The sequence below is a fragment of the Brevibacterium sp. R8603A2 genome (assembly GCF_023072605.1).
Taxonomy (GTDB): domain Bacteria; phylum Actinomycetota; class Actinomycetes; order Actinomycetales; family Brevibacteriaceae; genus Brevibacterium; species Brevibacterium pityocampae.
The window spans coordinates 75,325-100,801 of record NZ_JALLGN010000009.1 but is presented as its reverse complement, the minus strand read 5'-3'; the positions used below and the strand labels follow the sequence as shown (position 1 = coordinate 100,801).

At 67.0% G+C, this 25,477-nt stretch carries 19 protein-coding genes and 1 pseudogene; 11 read left to right on the top strand and 9 right to left on the bottom strand.

Translation table 11 applies throughout. The annotated features are described in order from the left end of the window. The first annotated feature begins 143 nt into the window (after positions 1–143). The gene (locus MTQ12_RS10475; protein WP_247618573.1) at positions 144–3,671 is read left to right on the top strand and encodes a bifunctional RecB family nuclease/DEAD/DEAH box helicase; all 3,528 of its coding nucleotides are present in this window, start codon (positions 144–146) and stop codon (positions 3,669–3,671) included. Positions 3,672–3,708: 37 nt separating this feature from the next. Here MTQ12_RS10475 and MTQ12_RS10470 read toward each other — a convergent pair whose 3' ends face one another. From MTQ12_RS10470 to MTQ12_RS10460, 3 genes and pseudogenes are all read right to left on the bottom strand, one after another. Continuing rightward, entirely contained in the window at positions 3,709–4,638 is a 930-nt protein-coding gene (locus MTQ12_RS10470; protein ID WP_247618572.1) for an HNH endonuclease, read from the bottom strand. A gap of 122 nt (positions 4,639–4,760) precedes the next feature. Continuing rightward, positions 4,761–5,183, bottom strand: coding sequence for a (deoxy)nucleoside triphosphate pyrophosphohydrolase (locus MTQ12_RS10465; protein WP_247618571.1), 423 nt, complete (start codon positions 5,181–5,183; stop codon positions 4,761–4,763). Between the two features lie 76 nt (positions 5,184–5,259). Beyond that, positions 5,260–6,486 (bottom strand): annotated as a pseudogene (locus MTQ12_RS10460) (hypothetical protein). Positions 6,487–6,815: 329 nt separating this feature from the next. Between MTQ12_RS10460 and MTQ12_RS10455 the strand changes: the two are divergent. The 4 genes from MTQ12_RS10455 to MTQ12_RS10440 all read left to right on the top strand — a co-directional run bounded on the left by MTQ12_RS10455 (position 6,816) and on the right by MTQ12_RS10440 (position 12,509). Continuing rightward, the gene (locus MTQ12_RS10455; RefSeq protein WP_247618570.1) at positions 6,816–7,325 is read left to right on the top strand and encodes an SRPBCC family protein; all 510 of its coding nucleotides are present in this window, start codon (positions 6,816–6,818) and stop codon (positions 7,323–7,325) included. Positions 7,326–7,531: 206 nt separating this feature from the next. After that, a complete protein-coding gene (locus MTQ12_RS10450; RefSeq protein WP_247618569.1) occupies positions 7,532–8,698 on the top strand; it encodes a CoA transferase in 1,167 nt (388 codons plus the stop codon). A gap of 2 nt (positions 8,699–8,700) precedes the next feature. Further along, complete coding sequence (locus MTQ12_RS10445) at positions 8,701–9,834, top strand: acyl-CoA dehydrogenase family protein (RefSeq protein ID WP_247618568.1); 1,134 nt, start codon at positions 8,701–8,703, stop codon at positions 9,832–9,834. A gap of 335 nt (positions 9,835–10,169) precedes the next feature. Further along, positions 10,170–12,509 carry a hypothetical protein gene (locus MTQ12_RS10440; protein WP_247618567.1) on the top strand — a complete coding sequence of 780 codons (2,340 nt, stop codon included), beginning with the start codon at positions 10,170–10,172 and terminating at the stop codon, positions 12,507–12,509. 47 nt (positions 12,510–12,556) lie between these two features. Here MTQ12_RS10440 and MTQ12_RS10435 read toward each other — a convergent pair whose 3' ends face one another. From MTQ12_RS10435 to MTQ12_RS10420, 4 genes are read right to left on the bottom strand one after another with little or no spacing between them, the layout of a single operon-like run. Beyond that, the gene (locus MTQ12_RS10435; RefSeq protein WP_247618566.1) at positions 12,557–13,381 is read right to left on the bottom strand and encodes a galactosyltransferase-related protein; all 825 of its coding nucleotides are present in this window, start codon (positions 13,379–13,381) and stop codon (positions 12,557–12,559) included. Continuing rightward, the gene (locus tag MTQ12_RS10430) at positions 13,378–14,337 is read right to left on the bottom strand and encodes a glycosyltransferase (protein WP_247618565.1); all 960 of its coding nucleotides are present in this window, start codon (positions 14,335–14,337) and stop codon (positions 13,378–13,380) included. The genes MTQ12_RS10435 and MTQ12_RS10430 overlap by 4 nt, the downstream gene beginning before the upstream one ends. After that, the gene (locus MTQ12_RS10425) at positions 14,334–15,494 is read right to left on the bottom strand and encodes a glycosyltransferase (RefSeq protein ID WP_247618564.1); all 1,161 of its coding nucleotides are present in this window, start codon (positions 15,492–15,494) and stop codon (positions 14,334–14,336) included. Before MTQ12_RS10425 ends, MTQ12_RS10430 begins: the two co-directional genes overlap by 4 nt. After that, complete coding sequence (locus MTQ12_RS10420) at positions 15,491–16,711, bottom strand: hypothetical protein (RefSeq protein ID WP_247618563.1); 1,221 nt, start codon at positions 16,709–16,711, stop codon at positions 15,491–15,493. The genes MTQ12_RS10425 and MTQ12_RS10420 overlap by 4 nt, the downstream gene beginning before the upstream one ends. A gap of 135 nt (positions 16,712–16,846) precedes the next feature. Here MTQ12_RS10420 and MTQ12_RS10415 point away from each other — a divergent pair, with 135 nt between their 5' ends. The 5 genes from MTQ12_RS10415 (at position 16,847) to MTQ12_RS10395 (ending at position 21,786) form a co-directional block, all read left to right on the top strand. Further along, the gene (locus MTQ12_RS10415) at positions 16,847–17,785 is read left to right on the top strand and encodes a WcbI family polysaccharide biosynthesis putative acetyltransferase (RefSeq protein ID WP_247618562.1); all 939 of its coding nucleotides are present in this window, start codon (positions 16,847–16,849) and stop codon (positions 17,783–17,785) included. A 113-nt stretch (positions 17,786–17,898) separates the two neighbouring features. Continuing rightward, positions 17,899–19,161 (top strand): hypothetical protein, encoded by a 1,263-nt coding sequence (locus tag MTQ12_RS10410; protein ID WP_247618561.1) that lies wholly within the window; start codon positions 17,899–17,901, stop codon positions 19,159–19,161. Between the two features lie 30 nt (positions 19,162–19,191). Further along, positions 19,192–20,400 carry a glycosyltransferase gene (locus tag MTQ12_RS10405; protein ID WP_247618560.1) on the top strand — a complete coding sequence of 403 codons (1,209 nt, stop codon included), beginning with the start codon at positions 19,192–19,194 and terminating at the stop codon, positions 20,398–20,400. 94 nt (positions 20,401–20,494) lie between these two features. Then, positions 20,495–21,259: a hypothetical protein gene (locus tag MTQ12_RS10400; protein WP_247618559.1), complete on the top strand. Its 765-nt coding sequence runs from the start codon at positions 20,495–20,497 to the stop codon at positions 21,257–21,259. Positions 21,260–21,444: 185 nt separating this feature from the next. Further along, positions 21,445–21,786, top strand: a complete 342-nt coding sequence (locus MTQ12_RS10395; RefSeq protein ID WP_247618558.1) for an addiction module antidote protein — start codon at positions 21,445–21,447, stop codon at positions 21,784–21,786. A 68-nt stretch (positions 21,787–21,854) separates the two neighbouring features. On the opposite strand, the gene MTQ12_RS10390 is transcribed toward MTQ12_RS10395, so the two are convergent. Together MTQ12_RS10390 and MTQ12_RS10385 are read right to left on the bottom strand one after the other, a co-directional pair. Then, positions 21,855–22,925 (bottom strand): DoxX family protein, encoded by a 1,071-nt coding sequence (locus MTQ12_RS10390; RefSeq protein WP_247618557.1) that lies wholly within the window; start codon positions 22,923–22,925, stop codon positions 21,855–21,857. A 1-nt stretch (position 22,926) separates the two neighbouring features. After that, positions 22,927–23,709 carry an SDR family oxidoreductase gene (locus MTQ12_RS10385; protein WP_247618556.1) on the bottom strand — a complete coding sequence of 261 codons (783 nt, stop codon included), beginning with the start codon at positions 23,707–23,709 and terminating at the stop codon, positions 22,927–22,929. 354 nt (positions 23,710–24,063) lie between these two features. Here MTQ12_RS10385 and MTQ12_RS10380 point away from each other — a divergent pair, with 354 nt between their 5' ends. Continuing rightward, complete coding sequence (locus MTQ12_RS10380; protein WP_137318436.1) at positions 24,064–25,314, top strand: glutaminase; 1,251 nt, start codon at positions 24,064–24,066, stop codon at positions 25,312–25,314. Positions 25,315–25,477: the final 163 nt, after the last annotated feature.

The window sequence follows — 25,477 nt, the reverse complement described above, 5'->3', positions numbered from 1 at the left end:
TAGGCACATCTGTCACAAGTGAAACCGTTGCAGGGGAAGCCGGCGATCACAATGTCGAACAGTCCAGTGCGACCCTGCCGGTCTAGTCTGGTGCGGACTGGCAGGATGTGATCAGAACGAATAGGCACACGGAATGAGGGACGATGTACATCGACTTCCACGATCGCGTGGTGACCAGTGCCGGTGATTTGACTGCCGCCTCGGCCTGCGAGTTCGGTTTTCTCCGACTGCTCGACGAGAAGCTCGGCAGGATCGAGTCGATTCCTCGCGAGGCGGACCCGCTGCTTGAGCGCACCGCGGAACTCGGCGTCGGACACGAGGCGCGCATCATCGAGGAACTCAAGGAGCAGGGTCTCGCTGTCGTCACCCTCGATCGGCCGCGTCTCCACGATCGTAGTGCGGTGGAAGAGGCCGAGCGGGCTACACTCGCGGCGCTCGACTCCGGTGCCGATGTCGTCGTCCAGGCCGCTCTCGCAGGCGACGATGGTCTGCCCTTCGTCGGCTTCGCCGACTTCCTCGTCCGGCGGCCTGACGGCCGCTGGCGGGTGCAGGACTCCAAACTCGCCAGGAGTGCGAAGGTCACAGCGCTTCTCCAGCTGGCGGCTTATGCTCAGCGCCTGGTCGAACTCGGCGTGGCAGTCGACGACGAGGTCGACCTCATCCTCGGTGATCGGACGGTGAGCACACACCGGTTGGCCGACATCGCGCCGATGTACCGACTCCGCCGTGCACGCCTCGTCGACATGATCGTCAAGCACCTGGCAGCATCTCAGCCGGCCCGGTGGAATGACTCCCGTTACACGCAGTGCGGTGTATGCCCCGATTGCACAGCCGAGATCGAAGCAAACCGGGACATGTGGCTCGTCTACTCTCTTTCCGTCTCCCAGCGGCAGCGGCTGCGCAAGGCCGGCCTGCAGACGATCGATGACGTCGCAAAATGGCGACCGGGATCGGAGACCGGCGGCGTGCCCGCACGAACCATGGAAAAGCTCTCCCGGCAGGCCCAGCTGCAGATCGCTAGCGAGGGCCAGGCAGACCCCGTGTTCGAGGTCGCCGACCCGACCGCTCTCCACCTGCTCCCGGAACCCAGCCCGGGCGATCTCTTCTTCGACTTCGAAGGGGATCCACTGTGGACTCCGGACGGTGTCACGTGGGGCCTCGATTACTTGTTCGGCATCGCCGATGCCGGTGGCACTTTCACTCCGCTCTGGGCCCACGGCATGGCACAGGAGCAGAAAGCACTGCTCGACTTCCTCGACCTCGCGGAGCGCAAACGGCGCGAGCACCCGGGCATGCACATCTACCACTACGCCCCCTACGAACGCACTCACCTGTTGTCGATCGCACAGCGCCACGGTGTGGGCGAGGACAGGGTGGACGAACTGCTGCGGCAGGGAGTCCTTATCGACCTGTACGCCACGGTGAGCAAGTCCCTGGTGCTTGGTCTGCGGTCGTACTCCATCAAGAAGCTCGAAGCACTCCACATGGCCGGAGAGGAGGAGCGCGAAGGCGTGGCGAGCGGCGGTGACAGCATCGACGCGTACGCCCAGGCGATGGAGCTCCGTGATGAGGGGCGAACCGAGGAGGCTCAGGCTCGGCTCGACGACATCGAGCAGTACAACGAGTATGACTGCATCTCGACGCTCAAGCTGCGCGATTGGTTGCGGGCCCTTGCTGCGCAGCATCCAGCGTCCGCCGGTACCACGCCCGGGGCGTCCACAGCCGGGTCCGAGGCATCGAAGCCGGAGACCGACGACGCCCGCGCGAGGCGGGAGAAGAACGAAGCCGACGACGCACTACGGAATCAGCTCGAGGCAGAGCTCGAGGACCTGGCCGGGGATCCGTTCGCCACGGACCGCACCGACACCCAGCGGGCATGGGGGATGGCGCGCGCGGCGCTGCGGTACCACGAACGCGAGGAGAAGGGCTTCTGGTGGGAGCACTTCGCCCGGCTCGAACAGGCGCGCGACGAATGGGCGGAGCATCGCAACGTCTTCCTCATCGAGCACGCCGAGGTCGTCGAGGACTGGACCAAACAGGGACGTGCGAGGACGCACAGCCGGCGTCTCGCCCTGCACGGTGCGTGGACCGAGGGCAGCTCGGGAGTGCCTGGCTCGGGATTCCTCCTCTACGAGCACCCGGGACCCAGGCCCCCGCGCGAGAACGACACCGGCGTCCGTGACGCCATCAGGTGCATCGATATCGAAGAGGTAGCGAGCGATGTCGGCGGTTCATATCTCGTCGTCACCGAGAAGACCGAACTGAAGTTCCCCGACACCTACGATCACCTCCCGATCGCGATGACCCCGGATGCCCCGCCGAGGACCACGAGCCTTCGGCAGTCGATTCTCGACTGGGTTGCCGATGTCGTTGAGGGCGCTCCCGGCTGGCCGGTCGGTGCTTCAGCTGACGTCCTGGCCCGGCGGCCCTCCCGGCTGAGTGGCGGCGGGCTCGCGCCGGTGGCCGGTGAGAACGTCGTGAGCTCGGTCGTGGACTCCGCACTGCGTCTGGACGAGAGCTACCTCGCCGTCCAGGGACCGCCGGGGACGGGGAAGACCTACGTCGCGGCGCGCGCCATCGCGCGCCTCGTCGCCGATTACGGGTGGAAGATCGGAGTGGTCGCGCAGTCCCACGCCGTCGTCGACAACGTGCTCACGGAGATCGTGGAGAGCGGCCTGCTCGAGGTCGGGGCGGTTTCCAAAGCTCAGAGCGAGGACCGGGATCCGCTACATCCGGATGTCACTGTCACGACCCCGACGAAGTGGGAGAGTGAGTTCGCTGCCGAACGGGCCGACCGTGGGTACGTGGTGGGCGGCACTGCCTGGTTCTTCTCGAACGCGAAAGCGATCGGCAGCGGCGCACTCGACCTGCTGGTCATCGACGAGGCCGGCCAGTACTCCCTGGCGAACACGATCGCCGTCAGCCGGGCGGCACGGAACCTCATGCTCTTCGGCGACCCGCAGCAGCTGCCGCAGGTGAGTCAGGGGTCGCATCCGGAGCCGGTCGACACCTCGGCTCTCGGTTTCCTCAGCGCCGGGCACGACGTTCTGCCGACCGAGTTCGGGTACTTCCTCGGGGAGAGCCGGCGGATGGATGCTGCAGTGAGTGCGCCGGTCTCCGAGCTGTCCTACGACGGGCGTCTCGACTCGCACCCCAGCACGCGCGCCCGCCTGCTCGCCGGGGTGGCTCCTGGCCTCGAGCCCATCAGGGTTCGGCACGCCGGCAATGCGACGAGTTCGGTCGAGGAGGCCGAGGAAGTGGTCGGGATCGTCCGCAGGATGCTGGGTGTGCAGTGGGACGACGGCGGAGGCAACGCGAGACCGCTGGCTCAGAGTGATGTCATCGTGGTCACTCCCTACAATGCCCAGGTGGGCACGGTGCGAGCGGCGCTCGATGCTGCGAGGCTGGGCGATGTCCGGGTGGGGACGGTGGACAAGTTCCAGGGGCAGCAGGCGGTCGTGTCCATCATGACGCTGGCGGCGTCCTCCGCTTCCGAGGTGCCGCGCGGCATCAGCTTCCTCCTCATGAAGAACCGGCTCAACGTCGCGATCTCACGTGCGAAGTGGAAGGCATATCTGGTCTACTCACCCGATCTGCTCGACCATCTGCCCTCGACACCGCAGGCGCTCGCGGAGATGAGCGCGTTCGCGGGGTTGGTGGAAGATTGTTAAAGAGGTCGCCCGGACGACGACATAGCGCTTTGCCAACTTATCGATATCCTGCTGAAGTTGCTGACCGAAAGGTTTCGTAAGCAATCTCAAGGAGTTTCTTATCTGGATGCTGCCCCCGTCGCGTAGGCAGCTTCATCAATGGTTTGCCGTGCAGCTCCTGGAGCCCGTGTCGGAGCATTGGGCCATCGACCTCTTCAAGCAGGTCGTGGCGAATCTCTACGTAATGATCGGGCCTAATTCCTAGAAATTGCTGGTCGAAGGCAGCATGGTGAATCTTGCAGAGCGCTAGACCGTTGACAACGGACGCGATTCCACGCTCATCATGGTCCGGCACAATGTGAGCAGCATCGAGGAGTTGTGTGTGCGCGAGATTGCACACGGCGCAGTGATTCTCATACGCCATGAGAACTGTCGATCGAAAAACTGGCTGGTGGAGGCGAACTTTAGTTTCCCTGCGCAAGTATCGTTTCATCGATTCTTCGACGGCTGATCCTTCGAGCTGATCTGGTAGGAACAGGCTGTTTTCGACCGGAACAACAACGAAGCGTTTGTGCTGCGGCTCTTCGTCGACGACGTAGACAGGGGCAACGATCTGAAACCGTGCCGGTTTCATCGCTACGCCGACAAACCAGATCACTGGTAGACGCAACTCCATCGCGCGTCGTAGGCCTCGGTTCTCAGGGTGATTAGGATTATCTCCCCGCCATGCGTAACGGATCAAGCCGTCGCTTCCAAGATCATCGTCATACGGACGCTCTTGGTTAGGTGTTCGGAAAACTGTGTAGAACGATAAGGCTGCCTCAAAACCCGCGGGTTTCCGGATTCCATTCTGCGTCGATTGAATGGGAAAGCGTTCACCGTTGAACGTGAAGTCCTTGATGTCTTCGCGGGTCAAGGGCTCTTGCCCGTCTGACGAACGCTCAAGCAGCCAAGCAATAGCAGCATCCCTCAGGCCGGGTGGTTCCATGGTCCGACTCCTAGTTCTCAGGGCGACCGCGGAGATCTCCCCAATCTTTGGCAGTTGGTTGACCACACACTGCCAACGCCACCCAAGTGGCGACACCCGCAGTATATAGGCGGATGCCCTGGTCAGTGCTGGCTCGATCTTTGCAATCTCAGATTCTCTGCTATCAGGAGCTCCACTGTGGGGATGTCTGGTTTCGCCCACTCCAGTTGAGCGAGCTCCTGCATCGGAACCCATCGGATCTTGTCATGATCGCTACTGGCTATTGGTTCCGCGGAAATGACCGTCTCAAAGCAGGCCAAATCAATCATGGTGTCGGCTACACGAGTCGTTTCACGATGGAGCAATCGGATCGGATGGGCGGTGACTCCGAGTTCCTCGGCAAGTTCTCGGCTGAGAGCGTGCTCGGGGCGCTCTGTGGGCTCGACTTTTCCACCAGGGAACTCCCACATTCCGGCAGCTGACTTATGAGGCGCGCGGCGGCACGCGAGGATTCGATCTCCGCGGATGATTACGGCGCCAACAACCTCAACGGTAGAAATGGTCATATCCTACTTTTGCATACCTCAACACGGCAGGCCCTCGGTTGAGCAGCAGCTAGTCGGAACAGTGACTGAGGGGTTTCTATCGCACATCGCTATCCGCCGCCCCGACTCCAGCCCCAACCCCACGCCCCCGCGCCAGGTCCGTGAACGCCTCGGCTTTGGCGGTCTCCGGCCTGGTGAGCAGGGAGCCGGCGAAGTAGGCGATGCCGCTGACGGCCATGCCCAGGAGGATGCGGGTCGCCCCGCCCTCCCAGAAGTGCGGCAGCGCCACCCGGAGCTCCACGAGGAACCCGTAGAGGATGAACCCGCCGCCGCAGATGATCGACGCGATCGCACCCGCGGTGTTCCCGCGCTTCCAGAAGAACCCGAGGATGAGCGGGAAGAACAGCCCGGCGGCCAGGAACTCGCTCGCCAGTGCCAGCAGGGCCAGAGCGGAGGGCAGCAGCACGGCGACGATGAACCCGAGCACCGCGGCGACCACGGTGAACACCATGCCGAGCTTGACCTTGAAGTGGTCCGAATCGCGCCGGCCGCGCGCCTTCTCCCACAGCTCCGTCATGTACAGCGAGGACAGGTTGAGCGTGGTGCACACCGTCGACATGATCGCCGCCGCGATTCCGATGAACACGATGAGTCCGAAGATCGGCGCGAACTCCTCGTTCGCCAGCGTCGCCACCACACTGTTCTCCGGGACCTCGTTGAAGATCCCGATCTAGCCGATGCCGCTGATCACGACGAGGCAGTACAGCGGGATGAAATAGATCATCGCGCTCACCGAAGTGCGGCGTGCCTGCCCCGGGCTGCGCACCGCCTGGATCCTCTGCCAGGCCGCTCCGTCGATGATGAATGCCAGCCCGAACGACACGATGTACGTGAGGTTCGGCCAGAAGCCGGAGAAAAGGTTGAAATAGCCCGGATCGCGCTGCTCGGCGGCCACCCGGGAGATCACGTCCCAGCCGCCGGAGAGCATGATCGCACCGACCATGGTCACGACGAGGCCCAGCAGCAGGAGCGCGAACTGGATCGTCTCCGTGAGCACCACGGCGCGGAAGCCGCCGATCGCCGCATACACGATCGCTACGACGCTGCCGAGCGCCACTGCAATGGGGAATGCGATGTCGACGGTGCGGCCGGTGGATTCGCGCAGGAACCGCTGGCTGACCTCGAGCAGGCGGCCGCTCGGGATGTCCGCGTTCGACCACACGGAGAGGCGCAAGACGCGGATGCAGGGTCCAGCATGCTCCTCGACGAGGTCGAACTCGCGCAGTGACGTGAGGTAGCGGTAAGTCGTCGGCAGGGAAGGCATAGCCGTCCGGCGAGCTACCCGCCCTGTATCTCAACGCTCTGCGCGTCGGCGGTGAGCACGCTCCGGTCCCGGGCGAAAACGCCATCGCGGGTGGTGCCGCCCCGGCCGATGGGTTCACTCGTGGAACTGCGGCGGCCGGCTCCGGTCTCGGCCCCTGCTCGCCGGATCCACGCTCCCTGTCGATTATTTTGGGGAGGGCGCTTCGCCCCGCCCGGAGGGCCGCAGAGGCGAGTAATGACAGGATGTGACCGAGACGCGACTGCATTCCACCGTCACTCGAAACGGCTCGATTCCCCGGGCAACGCTGCCCTCCACGGAAGGACCCCGTCATGACATCCGATAACGCCACCATGAACGGCACCACCAGCATTTTCGCCGAGCGCACCGTCCACGCCTCCCCGCAGGAGGTCTTCGCCCTCCTCGCCGACCCCGCCCGTCACCATCTGACCGAGCCGCGCGATTGGGTGCGCGGCAGCCTCGAGGGGCAGCCCGTGCCGATCACCGAGGTGGATCAGGTGTTCGGAATGGAGATGTTCAACACCCACCGCGGCGGCCGCTACGAGATGCACAACCGCATAACCGTCCTCGAACCCGACCGCGCCATCGCATGGGCGCCCGGCCAGCGCACACCTGACGGCGAGATCGTGGCCGGCGGCTGGTTCTGGCGCTACGACCTGGAATCGGTGGCAGACGGGACCCGTGTGCGCCTCACCTACGACTGGGCCGAGACCCCGCTGGAGACCATCGAGTTGATCGGCGGCATGCCCGCCGTCAGCGAGCGGTACCTCGGCAAGTCCCTCGCATCCCTCGCCGCAGCCGTGGAGTCCGGCGAGAGCTGATCGCGCACTGAGGGCTCATACGCATCTTCGCCGAGCATGACACCCGCAGAGCAGACGTGCGATTCGATGGGATGATGACGATTCCGAGTCCCGCCTTATCCGATGCATGCATCAATGGTGACTGCGATCACATTTAGTCCGATATATCGGATTAATCCTCGTGAAGTGCGGTATGCATCCCGAGTGGTTCGGGAAACCATGGTGGTATGGACACCACTGAACCGCTCCTCGCCGGTATCAGGATCGCGGACTTCTCCCGCGTCCTCGCCGGTCCGTACTGCACTGCGCTGCTCGCAGACCAGGGTGCCGAGGTCTATAAGATCGAGCTGCCCGGCGTCGGTGATGACTCCCGACATCTCGGACCCTTCCGCGGTGACGACAGCACGTATTTCTCCGGGATCAATCGGGGCAAACACTCCTTCGAGGCCGACCTCAAAGATCCGGCTGCCCGCGCCGCGCTCCTCGACTTCATCGCCGGCTGCGACGTCGTCGTGGAGAACTTCCGTCCCGGCGTCACCGCCAAGCTCGGGCTCGCCTTCGAGGACATCGTCGCGGTCAAGCCCGACATCGTCTACGCCTCGATCTCCGGGTTCGGCCAGACCGGCTCCGCGACGAAGCGCCCGGCCTACGACACCGTGATCCAGGCGCTCACCGGCCTCATGGCGACCACCGGGTTTCCCGACGGCTCGCCGACCCGCGTGGGCGAGTCGATCGCGGACGTGTCCGCAGGCGTGTTCGCCGCCTTCGGCGTGACCTCGGCCCTCGTCCGCCGCGACCGGACCGGGCAGCCCGCCCACATCGACATTCCGATGTTCGACGTCATGCTCGCGATGCAGCCGACGAACTCCGCGATCTACGCCGCCACCGACCGCGCCCCGCAGCGGGTCGGCAACCGCCACCCGGTGTCAGCGCCGTTCGACACCTACCGGGCCTCCGACGGGCTGTTCGTCATCGCGGTGGCCAACGACCGTCTGTTCGCCGCGCTCGCCGACGCACTCGGCGCCCCGGAGCTCGCCGCCGACCCGCGCTTCGCCACCGACCCCGCACGCAGCGACAACGACGCAGCCCTGCGCGAGGCGATCGAGGAGTTCTCCCGCACCCGCACGGTCGTGCAGATGTGCGCGCACCTCGATGCCGCGGGCATCCCGTCCTCCCCGGTCTGGGACTTCGCCGAGGCCGTGACCAGCGACATCAGCACCGAGCGCGGTCTGCTCACGCACGACGAGCGCCTTCGGCACAGCTACGTCGCCCACCCGCTGCTCGTCGACGGCTCCCGCCCGGCCTCCGCCCTGCCCGTGCCCCGGCTCGGTGAGCACAACGCCGCACTGCTCGGCGAGAACCCGGCCCGCACGGACTTCCGGACTGAAGGATGACCATGGAACTCGAGCCGACTCCCGACGAACGCGAACTCATCGCCGCCGTGGCCGAGGTGGCCCGCGGCACGCTGGCCCCGCAGGCCGCCGCTGCCGACGAGGCCGAGCGCGTCGCCCCCGAGGTGCTGAAGACGCTCGCCTCGGTGGGCGTGTTCGGACTCAACCTGCCCGAGGAGCTCGGCGGACCCGGCATCGGCTCCGTGGCGATGAGTCACATGGTCGCCGAAGTGGCCCAGGCCTGCGCCGCCACCGCCTCGATCATCACCGCCCACTACCTCGCCACCGACGCGATCCTCCTCGGCGCTACCGACGAGCAGCGCCGGGCGCTCCTCCCGGCCGCCGCCGAGGGACGGACGATCGGCGCGTTCGGGCTCACCGAGCCGGGCGCCGGATCGAACCCGGTGGAGATGTCGACCCGGGCCGTTCGCACCGAGGACGGCTGGCACCTCAAGGGCACCAAGCACTTCATCACCAATGCCGGCTTCGCCGACTTCATCGTCGTCTTCGCGATCACCGACCCCGAGGCCGGCCACCACGGCATCAGCGCGTTCCTCGTCGAGCCCAAGACCACTCCGGGCGTCACCTTCAACACCCCAGAGAAGACGATGGGGCTGCGCGGCAGCCCGATCTACGAATTCGTCATCGACGCCCACCTGCCGGAATCGGCGCTCCTGGGCACGGAGGGCGACGGCTTCCGCACCGCGATGCAGGTGCTCGACCGCGGCCGCATCGAGGTCGCGGCGATGAGCCTGGGCGTGAGCCGGGCTGCGCTCGACGCCGCCATCGCCTGGGCGAAGGAGCGGAAGATCTCAGGCAAGCCGATCAACCGGCTGCAGGACATCGCCTTCAAGCTCGCCGACATGCACACCCGCTTCCGTGCGGCCTGGTTGCTCACCATGGAGGCCGCCGCCGCCCGAGATTCCGGGGACTTCACCCTCGAATCCGCGACGGCCAAGCTGTTCGCCTCCGAGGCGGCCGCCTTCATCACCGACGAGGCCCTGCAGATCCACGGCGGCTACGGGTTCACCCGCGACTTCCCCCTCGAGCGTTATGTCCGCGACGTGCGGATCTACCGGATCTACGAGGGCTCCTCCGAGATCCAGCGCACCATCATCTCCCGCGCGCTCTCGAAGTGATGCAGGGGTGAAACCGGGGCAGGGGCGCGGATGCGTCCCCGCCCCGATTCCTGCGGTCGTCACTCCTTCGGGCGGGGCCCCTTCACCCATTCGACCCCGTCGAAGTGCGCCAGCCCCATGTCCTCGAAAGTTGCTCAAGCAACGAAAACTAGTGCGACAGCGGCTCGCTAAGAAACCTGTTCGCCTAAGAGTGTCTTCCTTTGACCACCTGGATGCACACGATCGCCACCAGCAACTGTGTCGATTAATCCGTTCGCCTACCAAGAATGTGCAACGTGCGTTCTATAGTTGAAAACCTGTGATGGGTACATCTTTTCAACGGCGACACGGAGGCAATGATGGCGGATACGGGATCTGAAACATCTGCGAAAGATCTGGCCCTTCGGATTCACGAGGCTCAGCTGTCGGGGACGATGTCAACAGTTCGCGCGTTGCGTACTGAAGTCCTCAAGGCCCTTCGGGATCGAAATTTCACCGACAACGCCGACGATGACGATCTGTCGATCGTACGGCGGTTCTACCGGGACCCTTATACACTGGTTCCGCGAAAGAACCTTCGTCAAGAAGGCGCATTCCCGGCAGCATCACAGCCGCCGAGGAGGAGTCAGACTCGGCCATCGATGAAAAAGCAACCACAAACAATTGAACCTCGGAACCGTCAACGTGGTGCGAATACGAAGTCAAATGTTCCGAGGCCTGTCGAAGACACCAAGCCCGAGGCGAAAACACCTAGCACAAATGGACAAGCGGGTGCGAGCACAACGAGAGAACGAAAAGGGTCGACTCCTAACCCAAGCATGCTGGCCAGACTTACTCCTCCACAGCTGAAAGATCGTGATAGAGGCCCGGTTAGTAACGCGGCTCAGCGCAATACACGAGACGAAGAGAAGCCTTATGACATTAGGGCGATTCGCAAACGATACACTTCATTCGTCGTCCTTAAACCGAATCGTGCGAACAGCGTACGGGACCTTATTAATCAGTGGTTGGGTGAGAAAGGAATACGTGCTGATTTCGGCACGAACAGCTCTTTTCGTGACGCGCGCAAACGCACCGTTGCGGAAACAATCAATACCACTGATGGAAACACGCGATATAATGAACTCAGTATTGTCGAAGAGACGAATGGCATATTCACCACCACAATTACGTTGGCGGTTGCACATGACAGTTGCTGGGTATCGGTCAATGTAGAAAGCGCCGACGGCAACTATGCATCGGCTCCGCGTGTCATGCGAAAAATCGCATCAAAGGGGTCGATCGACGGCGCGCCGGACGGATGGCACTCTGGGCTAGTGGAAATCGGAATAGACGAAGTTGACGATCTTTATGAATACATCGTTAGCGAGAATCGCCGTTTGCCTGTTTTTGTGGTTGGAACCGACGACGACTACGATCTTACAGTCGAGTTTCGAAACCGATCCAAGGATTGGTCCCGCTATCTTGTTGGTACGGCGTGCTTTGTACTGTTAAGCCCGGAGGCAACAGAGTGGATTGCAGAAAAGCTGGGTAGGTACTTTGACCCGTCGCCTTGGGCAATTAGATCATATTTGCCGGACGTGAATCTTTCGGAAGAGGCGGATTCGAGGCGCCACCGTTTCACGGGCAAGTCCAGAATCGCATCCGAGGAAGACTCGAGAATTAGCCGCCGGTTCGGACTTATTGCAAGTGAAGCGCGCTTGGCACGAAAACTTCCGTCAGAACTGTCGGATGCGAAACGGGCAATCGACATTGCTAAGAACCGCGCGCTTTTGCAGGGTGTTTCGAGTCGAGATGCGCTTATCGAGCGGTCTACTGCGCTTCATAGAGCGCCGAATACCGGCGGTTCGCTGGGTTCGGCACTCCTGACGGAGCCTGAAGCACGGCATTTGATTGTACTTCGAGACCTGATTAGCGCGAAGTCTTTCGATGAAGAACTGATCCTGGACCTTGCCGGATCTTATGAAAGTAGAAACGACCCGAAGGTGTCTGAGCGTTTGAATGCTCTAAGTGCTGAAATACGGAGCAAAGAGAATGAGATCGAATTCTTGCAGATGGAGAACGAAGAGCTTCAATCGTCTCTTGATTCGCGCGATGTCGAGATGAACAACATTCGCACTCAAGGTGTTTTTCTGCGTAAACGACTGGTTGAATTGGGTGAGGCGGCCACTGCTCATTCATACGAATCTGAGCCTTTCTATTTGGATGAACTCAACGAGTTTTCAGATCTGCCGGATCTTCTCCCTCGATTGCACAACGACGGAGTGGTTTTCACTGGAGATATTTCAGTTGCACTAGAGATTGACGAGTATGACTCTAAAGGCCAAGCTATCAAGAACGCTGCCAACTGCTTGCGTGCACTGGTTGACTATGTTGAAGCGTCGAAGAATGGTGACCACTCTTATGGTGTTTACGAGTACCTGAAGAGTCCACCGGCGGGGTACTTCAGTGTATCGCCGTCGATGCATGCCTCGCGTGAAAGTGAGTCAGCGATGAACCAGTTTGGTCATTTGCGCAAGTTTCCTGTCCCGGATGATGTGGATCCGGGCCGCACTGCATACATGCAGGCGCATTTTAAGCTCGCAAAGATCGGAATGAAATCGCCTCGGATGCATTATCTAGACGATACTGGGTCGTCGGGGTGTATATATATCGGTTATCTTGGGTCGCATCTTCAGACGGGCGCAACCAACTGAGCGGCGGTCTTGAAGTTGCGTTCCATTGGACACCGCCTGAAGTTTTGTCAGGGGCTGTTCTTACCCTTCACCCACTCGACCCCGTCGAAGTGCGCGAGCCCCATGTCCTCGAAGGTGCGCAACCAACCGTGCATGGGCCAGAACGCCCAGCGGCGGTAGAAGGTGTGGGCGTTGACGAGGATCGCGTCGAGGTGCTCGACCGGCGGGGTGGAGACCGGGTGCCACTGGTGGTAGGCGTGCGCCCCGCCGACCCACACGAACGGCACCCCGCAGGCTCGCAGATTCATACCGAAGTCGGTGTCCTCGCCGCCGTAGCCCACGTAGTCCTCGCAGAACCCGCCGAACCGCTGCCGCAGCGCCCGCCACGTCCTCGCGGTGACGGCGAAGGATAGCGACCAGAACAGCTCGTACTCCTCGTCCGTCGCCCGCTGCAGCTCATCCTCCCGCGGGTTGGGCCGCGCGCCGTGCGGGCGCGTCCACTTCGCCAGCCGGTCGAGGTCGTAGGGCCGGTCGTCCGCCGCGAGGTAGGTCACCGGCCCGGCGAGCACGGCCTCCGGCAGCTGCTCCGCCGCCCGCGCGTATCCCGAGCACAGATCCTCCCCGGGCATGCAGTCCGCGTCGAGGAACACGACGAGCTCCGCCCCGTCGGCAACAGCGGCGTCACCGGTGACGTTCCGGGCGCGCGCCAGGTTCACCGGGCCCGGCCCGGTGCGATCGATGACTTGGGAGCCGGGCACGGTGAACGGCTCTTCGCCGATGAGCACCGTATGGTGCGCGGCGCCGGGCATCCAGCGTCCCACCGCCTCGAGCTGGCGCAGCACGTGCCCCCGCCGCCCGGCCGAGGCCAGGGTCACCACATGGATCGCGTTCATCGTCCGACCTCCTCGATGATCCGGGCCGCACGCTGCGCCGCACCCGTACTGCCCCACTGCTCCCAGCGCGGCTCCAGCTCCCGCGCGCGCTCGATGAGTCCGGCCCACTCCTCGACGGCGGGCACCGACTCCGGCACCACCGCCAGGCCGGCTTCGCACAGCACCCGGGCGGTGGCCTCCTGCTCCCCGAACGGCCGGTCCTGGGGCACGACCACGGCGCGCGCGCCGAGCACGGCGAGGTCCGCGATCGAGTTCTGACCGGCGGCGGTGACGACCACCTCGGCGGCGGACAGCAGAGCGAAGGGGTCGTCGACCCACGCACCCGGCCCGATCACCGTGACCGGCACCGGGAGCGATTCCGCCACGGCATCCCAATACGCGGCCGGCTGATCCATCCCGCCGCCGCCGTGGACGATGACGACGCCGGTGCGCTCTCTATCCCCGGCGGGAGCGGGCACCCGGCCGGCGAACCGGCTGATCCCGCCGACCGCGTGCACCCGCTCGGCCACCGGCCCCAGGTGCTCGGGCAGCTCCACCCAGTCCGGCCAGGCGGCGATGATCGCATCGGCCACCCGGTAGCCGAGCGTATGCGGGGCATCGTCGCGGACGCCGGGCATCGCCTGCACCGTCACCGGCACGCCGAGGGCGCGCACGAGCACCGCGACCTCGACGGACACGTCGACGTGGAAAGCCCGCGGCCGGTTCTCCGCCACCCACGCCGCGATCGCGGCCATCCGCTCGGCGAGCCCGGCATGGTGCGCCGGCGCCCAGTGGAAGGTCCCGTGGGCGTCGAGCTGGGCACCGGTGACCCCGGGGGCCGGTGCGTCCATCGGCAGCACGAGATCCGCACCCGGCGCCGAGGACAGGATCGTCGTGTCGTCGTCGAGCGCCGCGGCGATCTCCCGGCACCGTGTCAGGTGCCCGGTGCCGTGGTGGTGGGCGTAGAAGCCGATCATCGGACGGACTTCCGCGCGGAGCGCTGCTGAGCGGTGATGCGATCGATGCGGGAGCGGTGCGCGAGCCGCGGGTACTCGACGGCCGGGCGCGGTCCGGGAAGCGCCGGCCCGCCGTCGGCCAGGCGCGCGAACACCTCGAGGTAGCGCTCGATCATGATCCGCAGGTCGAACCGCTCGACGGCGATCTGCCGAGCCTCCGCACGCGACTGCCGGAGCGCTGCCCGCACCGCGCGGGCGAGGTCGTCCGGGTCGGACGGGCGGGAGATGTGGTCGGGGGTGTCGGCGAGCACCTCGGGCACTCCGCCGCGGCCGAATGCCGCCACCGGGGTGCCGCACGCCAGCGCCTCGATCGTCACCAGGCCGAACGGCTCGTCCCACTCCGGGGTGACGAGCGCGACGTCCGCCTGGCCCACCTCGCGGGCGAGCTCGTCCGGCGACAGGGTGCCGAGCCAGCGGATGTCGTCGCCCAGCCGCGGACGGATCTCCTCCTCGACATAGGACGGCTGGGCGGCGCGGCCGATGAGGGTGAGCGGCAGGCCCAGGCGCCGGCACGTGTCGATCGCGTGGTGCGGGCCCTTCTCCCGGGTCAGCCGCCCGAACCAGACCGCGCCGCGCCCACCGGGGCCCGCCGGCCACTGTGCCGTGTCGACGCCGTTGTGGATGACTCCGGCCGGGGCGGGCAGCCGCCACTGGCCGGCGGTGAATGCGCTCACCGCAGTGAACTTCCCGGCATCCGGGCCCACCTGGTCGATCGCGGATTGGATGGACCGCTGCGGGGGCACGTGGAGGGTGGTGAGCATCGGCGCGCGCCGGCCGGGGTCGGCGAAGAGCAGCGCCGGGTGCGTGCTGTTGTTATGGATGACGTCGTAGTCCGTGGTCTCTAGGTGGTCTCTCAGCTGGGCGAACGCGTGCGCCTCGGACTCCCTGGCTCCGGGCGGGTACTCGTCGTCGCGCGCGTGCTCCTCGTACCCGGTCCAGTCGACGCCGGGGAACTCGAGGGCGGTGCTGTGCCCGTTCGAGCCGCGCGCGGCGAACAGATCGACCTCCACCCCGGCGGCCGCCAGGCCTACGACGAGGCGGTCGACGAACACTTCGAGACCACCCCCGAACGGCGGGGCGATCGGCAGGCGCGACGGCCCCACGACCGCGACCCTCATGGCGTCGCCGCCCGGGGAGCGGGCACGCGCGATGCCGCGGCCGCTGCAGTGCCGGGCGCCGGGGATCCCGGGGCGGCGGTCGGCGCGGGCGCGGGCGTCGCTGCGCTGTCGGCAGGTTCCGAGGGTGCTGCGCCGGCGGGCACCTCGGCGGCGGGACGGCCAGTGTAGATCCGGTGGTGCGCGCGGACGATCTCCGCGTACTCGCGCTCGCGGTTCCCGCCGTAGGGCAGCGGGCCGCCGGCGAGCGCGGTGAGGGCCGCCGCCGCCGCCGAGGCGCCCGCCCCGGTGGCATAGGACACGACCCCGCCCGGCCGGTCGGCCTGGTCCGCGTAGTAGCCGCAGTCGGGGGCGACGACGGTGACGGCGAGGTCGCGGCACATCTCGAGCCAGCCGGAGTGGGAGCCGCGGATGTAGGGCAGGACGACGGCGTCGTACTCCGCGACCGCGGCGAAGAGCGCGGCGTCGTCCATGCGTGGGTGGACGTGCAGGCCTTCGCCCCACGTCGTCGCGAGCGCGGTGACGAGCGGGTGCTGCGCGGCGTCCTCGTGGACGTGGACGTGGAGCTCGGCCCCGCCCGCCGCGAGGCCGCCGGCCAGCGCGCGGTGGTACTCCGGATCCGTGGCGGTGTTGTGGCGCATGCTCTTGAGGAACAGGCCCACTCGGTTCCCGGTCCGGCGCGCTGCGGCGGCCGCGACGACCCGGCGGGCGGTGCCCGGGTCGACGATGAACGGGTGGGGGATCACCTCGGTGGCGACACCCAGCCGGGCGGCGATGCGGGCGGCGGCAGCAGGAGTGAGCGTGATGACCGATTCCGCGGCGCGGATGAGGTCGGTAAGCCGCGCGTGGTGGTCGGCCTGCTCGGTGAGGTGCGGATTGTCGAGGTCGTGGACGGTGACGACGAGCCGGGTCGCGGTGGCCGCGCACTCGTCGACGAACTCGCGGATCCGCTCCGGCGAGCAGTGCTCGAAGCCGAAGTGGATGTGGACGAGGTCGACCGCCTCCGTATGCGCCCGCAACCACCCGGGTTCGAGCGCGGGGTGCGGGAACCAGGCCCCGGCGCGGGTGCCGGGAGGGGGTTCGGGAGCGAAGGCCGCGATGTCGGACCAGCGGGAGGCGGGGAGGACCGCGGCGACGTACGGGTGATCGGCGGGGATCGCCGCGACGGTGACGCGAGCCGCGCCGGCCTGCAGGGCGGGTGCAGCGGGTGACGTGCGCATGGTCCTCTCCTTCCGGTGAATCGGTGGTTCAAGGTCGCTCGATGATGCGCCCACTCCCTCGTTTCAAGGTCGATTGTCGCACCTCGGCCGCCCGGCGAACTCGGGACGACGAAGCGGCGCGGATAGGATGCAGGCGTGAGCATTTCCGGACGCACCCGCCACTACGCCGATTTCTATGGCCTCAATACCGCTCTGACCAGGAGCGATGATCGACCGTTCGGCATCGTGGTGGGCAACTGCCAGGCGGAGTCGATCCGCGTGCTCCTGGCAAGCACCCTTGTTATTGACACCATACGCGTTCCCCCGGCCTTCGAGTGGACCGCGGACGATATCCGACACGTCACGGAACTCCTGCCGCGCCTCGACGTGCTCGTCGTCCAGCCCATCCGCGACGACTACCGCGGTCTGCCCGCCGGCACCCGACAGCTCGAGGCGCAGTTGGCTCGCTCCGCGGTGAGCGTGCGGGTGCCCGCCCTGCGCTATGCCGGCCTGCACCCGTACCAGGTCATCGCCCGCGACCCGGTCGACCCCTCGCTCGACCCGCCCCTCGTGCCCTACCACGACCTCCGCACCATCGTCGCCGCCGCACAGGGGCTCGAGGTGCCCGTCGACCATGCCCTCACCGAGCAGGCGCTGCGCGACTCCGAGGAGGAGTCGCTCGACCAGCTGCGCCGCCGCGAGGAACACCACGACACCATCCGGATGTCGGACGTGCTCGCCGCCCGCCCGCACTGGCACACGATCAACCACCCCGACAACGCCACCCTCACCGCGCTCGCCGCCCGGGTGTGCGAGCGGCTGGGGATCGATTCCCCGGTGGGGGATCCGGGCCGTGAGCTGCTCGGCGCGGTCGAGGCGCCGGTCGACCCGGAGCACGCGCGGGTGCTCGACGCGGTCCTGCGCCCGGACGCCTCCGTCGGTGAGTGGCGGCTGTCCGGCACCCCGCCGACCACGCTCACCGAGGCCGAGGTGGCCCGCGCCCACCTCGAGTTCTACGCCTCCCGGCCCGGCCTCGTGGACAACGCGCTGATCCGCCACCGCGGCCGGCTCGAGCTCCTGGCGTTCCGGCTGTGAGCGCGGCCGACGGCTCGGGCCGGGGTCCGGACCGGGGCACGGGCCAGGGTTCGGATCAGGACTCGGGCCAAGGTCAGGGCTCGGCCGGAGCATCGAGCGACTCCCCGGGTGTCGTGGCAGCCGCCGCGCGGCCGGTCGTGTGCCACGTGGTCGTCGGCCCGCCCCACCACGGGGTCACCCGGTACGGGCTCGCGCTCGTCGACGCCTGCACATCCTCGCCCGGCGGTCTCACCCACCGGCTCGTGCACCTCGGCGACCGGGAGGACCTGACGCCGCCTTCGTCGGTCGAGGCGGACATCATCCACGTGACCTTCACCGACCACCTGTTCGGGTCCGACCCCGCGTCCGCGGCGCGAGCCGTCGCCAGACTCGTCGCCGAGGCGCGGCGTCCGGGCCCTGCCGCAGGGCTGCTCTACGATCCGGCCGACGGCGGCGCCCCGGCAGGTGAGGCCGCGCAGGCTGTGAGCGGGACGGGTGAGGAGAGCCGCCGGGCCGGCGAAGCCGAGGAGCGGATCGGTGAGGCGGGGGACCGGCCGCGGCTCACGGTCTCAGTCCACGACGTGCCCCAGCCCGCCGAGGGCGAGGACCGGTACGCCCGCCGGGCACGCGGGTACGCCGCGCTCGCCGAGCAGGCCGATGCCGTCGTGGTGAACTCCGCGCACGAGGCCGCGTTCTTCGACAGCGACGCCTCCGTCATCCCCCTGCCGATCGAGGATCCGCGCCCGCAGCCGCCGGTCGCAGCACGCTGCGAGGACGTTAGCAGGCAGGTCGATGGGGCGGGAGATACGACGGGAGACGCGGCGGTTCCGACGGTCGGGCTCCTCGGCTTCGTCTACCCGGGCAAGGGGTACGAGCGCGTCATCGAGGCGGCGCCCGCGGGCGTCCTCGTGCGGGCACTCGGCGCGGTCGCCACCGGGCACGACGACTACGCCGCGCAGCTGAGCGCGCTCGCCGCTGAGCGCGGGGTCGACTTCGAGGTCAGCGGATACGTCCCGGACAGCGCACTCGCGGCAGAGCTCGATGCGGTCACGGTGCCCGTGTGCCCACACCGGCACGTGTCCGCCTCGGGTTCGCTCAACACGTGGATCGCCCACAACCGGCGGGTCGTCGTCGCCGACGGCCCCTACATGCGCGAGGTTGCCGAGCGCTGGTCGGAGCGCGTGGTGCTCGCGGGAGAGCGTGGCCCCGGGCAGGGTGCTGCGGTTGTCCATGACGCCCCGGGGGGCGCCTCGGGTGGGGATGTTCCGGACCTTGCCTCGGCGATCGAGTCCATGCTCGGCGACCCCGCGAGCGCATGGTGCGCCGAGCCGCCGCCGGCCTGGGGGTGGCCCGAGCTCGTCGCCGCGTACACGCGGCTGTGGAGCGAGCTGACATGAACGAGGAGCTGCTGTGAGCGAGGCTCCGCTGTGAGCAAGGACCAGCCCCGGGTCTCGGTGGTCATCCCCTACTATGAGAATCCGAGTGGGCTCGCCCAGGTGCTCGATGGCATCGCCGCCCAGACCTATTCCGGGGTGATCGAGGTCGTCGTCGCCGACGACGGCTCCCAGGCCCCGCCCGAGGTGCCCGCCCACGTCCGCGTGGTCCGTCAGGAGGACCGCGGATTCCGAGCGGCGGCGGCGCGGAACCTCGGGGCGGCGGAGGCCTCGGGAGTGGTGCTCGCCTTCCTCGACGGCGACACCATCCCCGAACCCGGCTACCTCGACGCCGTCGTCGCACGGCTCCGGGCCGAACCCAGGGTGCTCGTCGTCGGCAGCCGCCGGCACCTCGTCACCGGGGAGGACGGTGCGGTGCGCGACCTCGGGGAGCCCGCGTGGCTGCGGGACGCGTGGGGGTACACCGATGACCTGCGGGCGGTCGACGACACCGGGTTCCGGTTCGTCATCTCCGCCGTGCTGTCGTGCACCCGCGCGGTGTTCGACCAGGTGGGCGGATTCGACGGCACACTCGTGGGCTACGGCGGCGAGGACTGGGAATTCGGCTGGCAGGCGTGGCTGGCCGGGATCGACCTGAGGCACGAACCGGCGGCGCAGGCGGTGCACCTGGGCGCGGACTGGGGCGGACGCGCGGAGGACCGAGCGGCGGCGATCGCGGAGAAGAACCGGGAGAGCGTGGCGCTCGCCTCCCGGGTCACCCATCCGATCATGCGCCCGGCAGGGGTCGTGTATGCGGTGCCCGACATCCGGGTGCGCTGGGCGGGGGAGACCGACCCCGGGGTCGTCGTGCCGGTGGTGGCGGCGCTGCTGGCCGCGGGCGATGTCCACGTCGAGCTCGACGCGGTGCCCGCGGTGTTCGCCGCGGACCCGCGGGTGCGTACGGCGGATGATCCGGGCTCGGCCGGGAGCGGCCGGGTCCGGCCCCGGTTCGACGTCGAGCTGCTCCGCGCATGCCGGATCCCTGCCGGCGGACTCCAGGCGGTGTGCGAGGAGGTGTCGCGCCTCGGCGGGTGCGCCGAAGTGCTCGGCACCGAGGGCGAGGTGCTGCTTCGGATCGCACCGCGGCGGGCAGTTGCGCGAGGCGAACGCGAGATGACATCCCTTGACTGGGAATGGTCGGTGCTCACTACTCCGCTCCGCCTCGAGGACGAGTTCCGAGAGGCCGCCGCCCAATTCTGGTAGGCGGGGGGAACGAAATGTGACGCTGTTCAGAAGGCCGCGAGAACCCTTTCTTAAATGTATAGACGCAAACTTATACGTCTGCAATCATGTGCCCATGAGCATTGGAATCTTCATCACCTTCTTGGGGACTCTGCTGGGGTCAGGGGTTGCGGCGAAACTCGTCGGTCACTTGCTTTCGCGGAATCAGCCGGAGAGGGACGTTGATCGGTTTGCGGCTTGGGAAGCAAGCCTCAAGCAAGTGAAAGTTCTGGAAGACCAGGGTGACTCCCCGGCAATGCAGACGCTTGCTTTAGCGATTCGTTCCAAGGCACACGGATCATTGGTTAGTCAAATTGTTCCGGCGAGCGGGACTGATGCCTTCATGGTCGTATTCGGATTCTTTATCACGATAACAGGAGCCGGTATTACGGCGGCGGGTATATCTACTCCGGAATTTCTTCAGACAGGCAGCGAGAACGCAAGTGCAGTTCTGTTGATCTACGGCATTCCATGGCTTCTTGTGGGAATTTTGATAAGCCTCTTCGGGCTTGCCTCCAAGTGGGAGCGGGACTATATGCGAGCAGCATTGCTCGATATTATGTCTCCTGACGACTTTGAAATTGTGGGTCACGGAAAATGGTATAAGAAGATCAAGGAAAATCAGTTGTCTGATCGGGGAGAGGGTCCCATGTTCGGCAGGGCGACTCGAATGCTCGTTCCTCCGGATATCAGGTTCACCGTCGAGTATTTAATTCGCAATAGTTTGAAGAGCGAGTCCGAAAAGAGCACCGAATCTGGTGGTGACTCGGAATCGGACCCATGCGACTCTGGCTCGGGGCGGCGCCCAGGAGGGACTGAAAACGTCTCCCCTAACGATTGATTGGCGGACGTGGTGGCCAGTTGAAGTCGCGGTCGAACATCTTGCGCCTCGGCGTCGGACTCGATGACGAAGTCCACCCATCATGGCTCAGCACGAATTCCGCCGTGGACTGCCGGGATATGACGATCCCGGGGAAGTTCGGACCGAGTGCTGTGCTGAGGGCAAGTGTGAACTACAGTTGACACATGGTCGGGAACCCAAGCAACTCTGATTCCGGCTCGGACAAGAGTTCGAGCGCGGAAACCTTCGCGCTCTTCGACGCGGCTGACTATCTCGAGAACGAGCGCGATGCTGCGGCGTACCTCGAGGTCGTGCTCGAAGAATGCGCTGATGACTCCACCGCTATCGCCCAGGCCCTCGGCACGATCGCCCGTTCCGGCAATCTCAGCGAGCTCGCCAGGCGCGTGGGAATGAGCAGGGAAGGGCTCTACAAGGCGCTGTCGAGCGAGGGGAATCCGAGCTTCGCCACCATCGTCAAGGTGGCCCGCGCTCTGGGGCTGCGAATCCATTTCAGCTCTGTGGCCTGACGGCTCATCAGGCGAGCTGCGATCGCGCGATTCTGTCATCGTGCCCTCGCAACGCGCCCGGCCGAACCCTACCGATTGATCGGCGGGCGCGGTGCCCAGCTGAAGTCGCGGTCGAACAGGTAGCGCGCCTCGGCGTCGGACTCGATGACGATGTCGACCCGGTCGCCGGTGAGCGCGATCCGGCCATCAGGCAGCTCCTCCCACGTGAGGTCGAAACCCGCGACGTAGTCGTTGCGACCCAACGGCTGGCTGCCCTCGCGGATCCGGTCGAGCGAGAGCGTCACCGTATCGCCGTCGAGGCGGTAGGTCCCGCCCTGGAAGTCGCCGTTCGCATAGCGGATGCCCACCCGGCCGCGGCCGTCGTGGTAGTCCCACTGGCCGAACGCCACCTGCTGCCAGCGGTCGTCCTCGGCGAGCTGCGCGGCCGGCTCCCGGGCGTCCTCGACCACCCGATACACCCCGGGCAGCGGGCCGTCGACCCGGGAGATCCCCTGCGCCGACCACACGAACACCGCACCGGACCCAGCGACCGCGACGACGGCGACGATCGCACCGAGCCAGCGGGTGAAACGGGCGAGGCGCGGCCACGGGATGGGCGTGGGGAGCAGCGCCGGCCCGGTCGCGCGCCCAGCGACGAAGCGCAGCAGCCGGGGCAGGAACGGCAGCAGGATGATGATCCCGACCACGCCCAAGACCCCGGCGAGCTGCTTGACCGGGACGTCGTAGGCCATGTTGAGGAGGAACACGACGGCCATGTCCGCGACCGCGAGCAGCGCCCCCAGCCACACGGTCCGCCGGAACAGGAGGAGGGCGGCGGCGAGCACCTCGGCGACCCCGGCCAGGCACTGCACCACCGGCGCATACGCCATGAACCGCCACAGCAGGCCCATCGGGCTCATCTCGCCGAACTGGGTCAGCGCGTCGCCGTAGTCGCCGACCCCCATCTGCATGAGCACGACCTTCGACCAGCCGTAGACCAGGAGCATCGCGGCGAGCCCCATGCGCAGCACCCAGTGGAGCATCCACGCGAGGGTGACGAGGAGGTTCTGCCGGCGCGCCTGCCGCTGCGCATCGAGCTTCTCGATCGGGTCGCGCAGCTCGGCGGTCGGTGATCCGGACGCGGGGCCGTCCGTGCTCATCTCAGCTCCAGATGTCGTCGCCGCGGCTCACCGCGTCGAAGCCGCTGTCGACGAACACGACCTGGCCGGTCATGCGGGCGTTGCCAGGGGAGACGAGGAACGCGTGCACCTCGGCGATGTCCACGGCCTCGGCCGGACCGCCGTAGGGGCTGGGCATCGCGGCCTCGACCATCTTCCGACCCTCCTCGGTGGAGAGCAGCTCCGCGGTCATCGCGGTGCGGACCTGGCCGGGGCCCACGGCGTTGATCCCGATCCCGGCGCCGGCGTAGTCCGCCGTCGGGGCGGCGCGGCGCACCCAGCGGGAGATCGCGCGCTTCGAGCTCGAGTAGTTCGCATACCCCGCCTGGCCCTGCGCGGCGAGCGCCTTCCCGCGCTCCACCGCCGCATCACGGTCGCCGGCGAGCAGGAGGTCGACGAGCTCGGGGTCGTTGCCCTGGAGGGTCGCCGCCGAGCTCGTCACGGAGACCCGCGGGGCCTCGGACTTCGCGAGCAGCGGGCGCAGGCCCTCGATGAGCGCAACGGTGCCGAAGTAGTTGACGAGCAGCGAGAGCTCGTTGTTCGCCGACACCCCGGCGTTGGCGACGAGCCCGTCGAGGGTGCCGCCGGTGCGCTCGGTGATCTGCTCGACGACCTGCGCGATCGCGGCGTCGTCGGTAAGATCGGCGGTGATGTCCGCATCCCGGAGGTCGACCGTGATGACGGTGTCACCGCGGGCGGCGAGGAGCTCGGCGGTGGCCTGCCCGATGCCCGAGGCGGCTCCGGTGACGACGATGGTGCGGGACATGGGTCCTCCTGGTGAGGGCGGGGAGCGGCGGATCCGGGCGGGCCGACCGAGGGCCGGCCCGGGGTCGCCGGGCTGTCGGATCCACCGTATCCCTCCGGCCCGCTACGACCCGATAGGTGAATATCGTGATGTCGCTAGATGCGCGGATACTCCGGTGAGAAGGTGCCCGGGCCGCGCCCACCTCGCGGCCGGCCCCGGGTCAACCCGCCATCGGCCCGCGCCCACCTCGCCATCGGCCCGGGGTCAACCCACCGCGGAGCCGGGCCGAGCGGCGCCTCCCCTATAATGAGAACCGCACGTGCCGGTCCTCGCCGCTCACCGGCGAGGACGGCGACCGCGACGGAAGGCGAGACGATGAAGAGCCCGATCTCCGACTACCTCACCGAGATCATCACCGATGCCCGCTCCGCGACCGGCGGGGAGGTCGCCGACTACATCCCCGTGCTCTCCGAGGTCGACCGGGAGCTGCTCGGCGCAGCACTCTGCACGGCGTCCGGCGACCTCTACAGCGTGGGCGATGACGAGCACGCGTTCTCGATCCAGTCGATCTCCAAGCCCTTCGCCTACGCCGTCGCCCTCGAGGAGCGCGGGCCCGAGGTCGTCGACGCCCGGGTGGGGATGGAGCCCTCGGGCGAGGCGTTCAACGACATCTCGCTCGACGAGGAGACCGGCCGGCCGGACAACCCGATGATCAACGTCGGCGCGATCGCCGTCACCCAGCTCATCGGTGGACGGTCCGCGAGCGTCGACTCGCGGGTGGGCCTGCTCCTCGACCGGTTCTCCGCGCTCGCCGGGCGGCAGCTGAGCATCGACGAGCGGGTCGCGGAGTCCGAGCTCGCCCACTCCGATTACAGCATGGCGATGGCCTACATGCTCCGCGACACCGGCGTGGTGACCGACACCGCCGAGCACGCGGTGACGAGCTACATCCGCCAGTGCGCGGTGCTCGTCACCGTCCGTGATCTGGCCGTCATGGCCGCGACCCTGGCCAACGGCGGCATCCAGCCGATCACCGGACAGCGGGTGTTCTCACAGGCGGTGTGCCGGCAGGTGCAGGCGGTGATGGCCTCGGCGGGGATGTACAACGCCGCGGGCCGCTGGATGACGACTGTCGGGATCCCTGCCAAATCCGGTGTCGCCGGCGGCCTGCTCGGCACCCTGCCCGGCCGGCTGGGCCTGGCGACCTTCTCCCCGCCGCTCGACCCGCAGGGCAACAGCGTGCGCGGGGTGAAGATCTTCCAGCGCCTGTCCGAGGACATGGGGATGCACCTCATGGGCGCGGAGCCGACGGGCGACACCGCCGTGCGCGAGGTCGAGGTCACCGATGCCGCGACGACCATCGCCCTCCAGGGACCCCTCGATTTCAACGGCGGGGAGGCCTTCCTCCGCGCGGCGGTCGACTGCGCCGTGCCCTCCGGCACCGTCGTCGTCGACCTGGCACGGGTGGGGCGGGTGCACGATGTGGGCCGACGCATGATCCTCGAGGGGATGCGCCGGCTGCGCGGCGACGGGCACCGGGTGATGCTCCGCGATCCGGAGGGCCGGTTGCCGGGCCCCGACCTCGGCGACGGGACCCGGCCGGAGACCCCCGACCCGGTGGCCTGACCCGGCTGGGTGACCCGGTGGGCGCCTCGGGATCGGCCGGCTCGCGCGGTGCCCGGCCGGCTCGGTCACCGGCCCCTTCCGGGCAAGCCTCGTCGACCCGGCGGGCACCTCGGGAGCGCCCGCGTCCCACGATGTGCCCGGCGGTCCGCGTGACCCGCGTCAC

What these genes read in the sequence shown, in the direction of transcription:
- MTQ12_RS10475 (WP_247618573.1), top strand. Translation starts at nt 144, where the DNA reads ATGTACATCGACTTCCACGATCGCGTGGTGACCAGTGCCGGTGATTTG.
- MTQ12_RS10470 (WP_247618572.1), bottom strand. Translation starts at nt 4,638, where the DNA reads ATGGAACCACCCGGCCTGAGGGATGCTGCTATTGCTTGGCTGCTTGAG.
- MTQ12_RS10465 (WP_247618571.1), bottom strand. Translation starts at nt 5,183, where the DNA reads ATGACCATTTCTACCGTTGAGGTTGTTGGCGCCGTAATCATCCGCGGA.
- MTQ12_RS10455 (WP_247618570.1), top strand. Translation starts at nt 6,816, where the DNA reads ATGACATCCGATAACGCCACCATGAACGGCACCACCAGCATTTTCGCC.
- MTQ12_RS10450 (WP_247618569.1), top strand. Translation starts at nt 7,532, where the DNA reads ATGGACACCACTGAACCGCTCCTCGCCGGTATCAGGATCGCGGACTTC.
- MTQ12_RS10445 (WP_247618568.1), top strand. Translation starts at nt 8,701, where the DNA reads ATGGAACTCGAGCCGACTCCCGACGAACGCGAACTCATCGCCGCCGTG.
- MTQ12_RS10440 (WP_247618567.1), top strand. Translation starts at nt 10,170, where the DNA reads ATGATGGCGGATACGGGATCTGAAACATCTGCGAAAGATCTGGCCCTT.
- MTQ12_RS10435 (WP_247618566.1), bottom strand. Translation starts at nt 13,381, where the DNA reads ATGAACGCGATCCATGTGGTGACCCTGGCCTCGGCCGGGCGGCGGGGG.
- MTQ12_RS10430 (WP_247618565.1), bottom strand. Translation starts at nt 14,337, where the DNA reads ATGATCGGCTTCTACGCCCACCACCACGGCACCGGGCACCTGACACGG.
- MTQ12_RS10425 (WP_247618564.1), bottom strand. Translation starts at nt 15,494, where the DNA reads ATGAGGGTCGCGGTCGTGGGGCCGTCGCGCCTGCCGATCGCCCCGCCG.
- MTQ12_RS10420 (WP_247618563.1), bottom strand. Translation starts at nt 16,711, where the DNA reads ATGCGCACGTCACCCGCTGCACCCGCCCTGCAGGCCGGCGCGGCTCGC.
- MTQ12_RS10400 (WP_247618559.1), top strand. Translation starts at nt 20,495, where the DNA reads ATGAGCATTGGAATCTTCATCACCTTCTTGGGGACTCTGCTGGGGTCA.
- MTQ12_RS10395 (WP_247618558.1), top strand. Translation starts at nt 21,445, where the DNA reads ATGGTCGGGAACCCAAGCAACTCTGATTCCGGCTCGGACAAGAGTTCG.
- MTQ12_RS10390 (WP_247618557.1), bottom strand. Translation starts at nt 22,925, where the DNA reads ATGAGCACGGACGGCCCCGCGTCCGGATCACCGACCGCCGAGCTGCGC.
- MTQ12_RS10385 (WP_247618556.1), bottom strand. Translation starts at nt 23,709, where the DNA reads ATGTCCCGCACCATCGTCGTCACCGGAGCCGCCTCGGGCATCGGGCAG.
- MTQ12_RS10380 (WP_137318436.1), top strand. Translation starts at nt 24,064, where the DNA reads ATGAAGAGCCCGATCTCCGACTACCTCACCGAGATCATCACCGATGCC.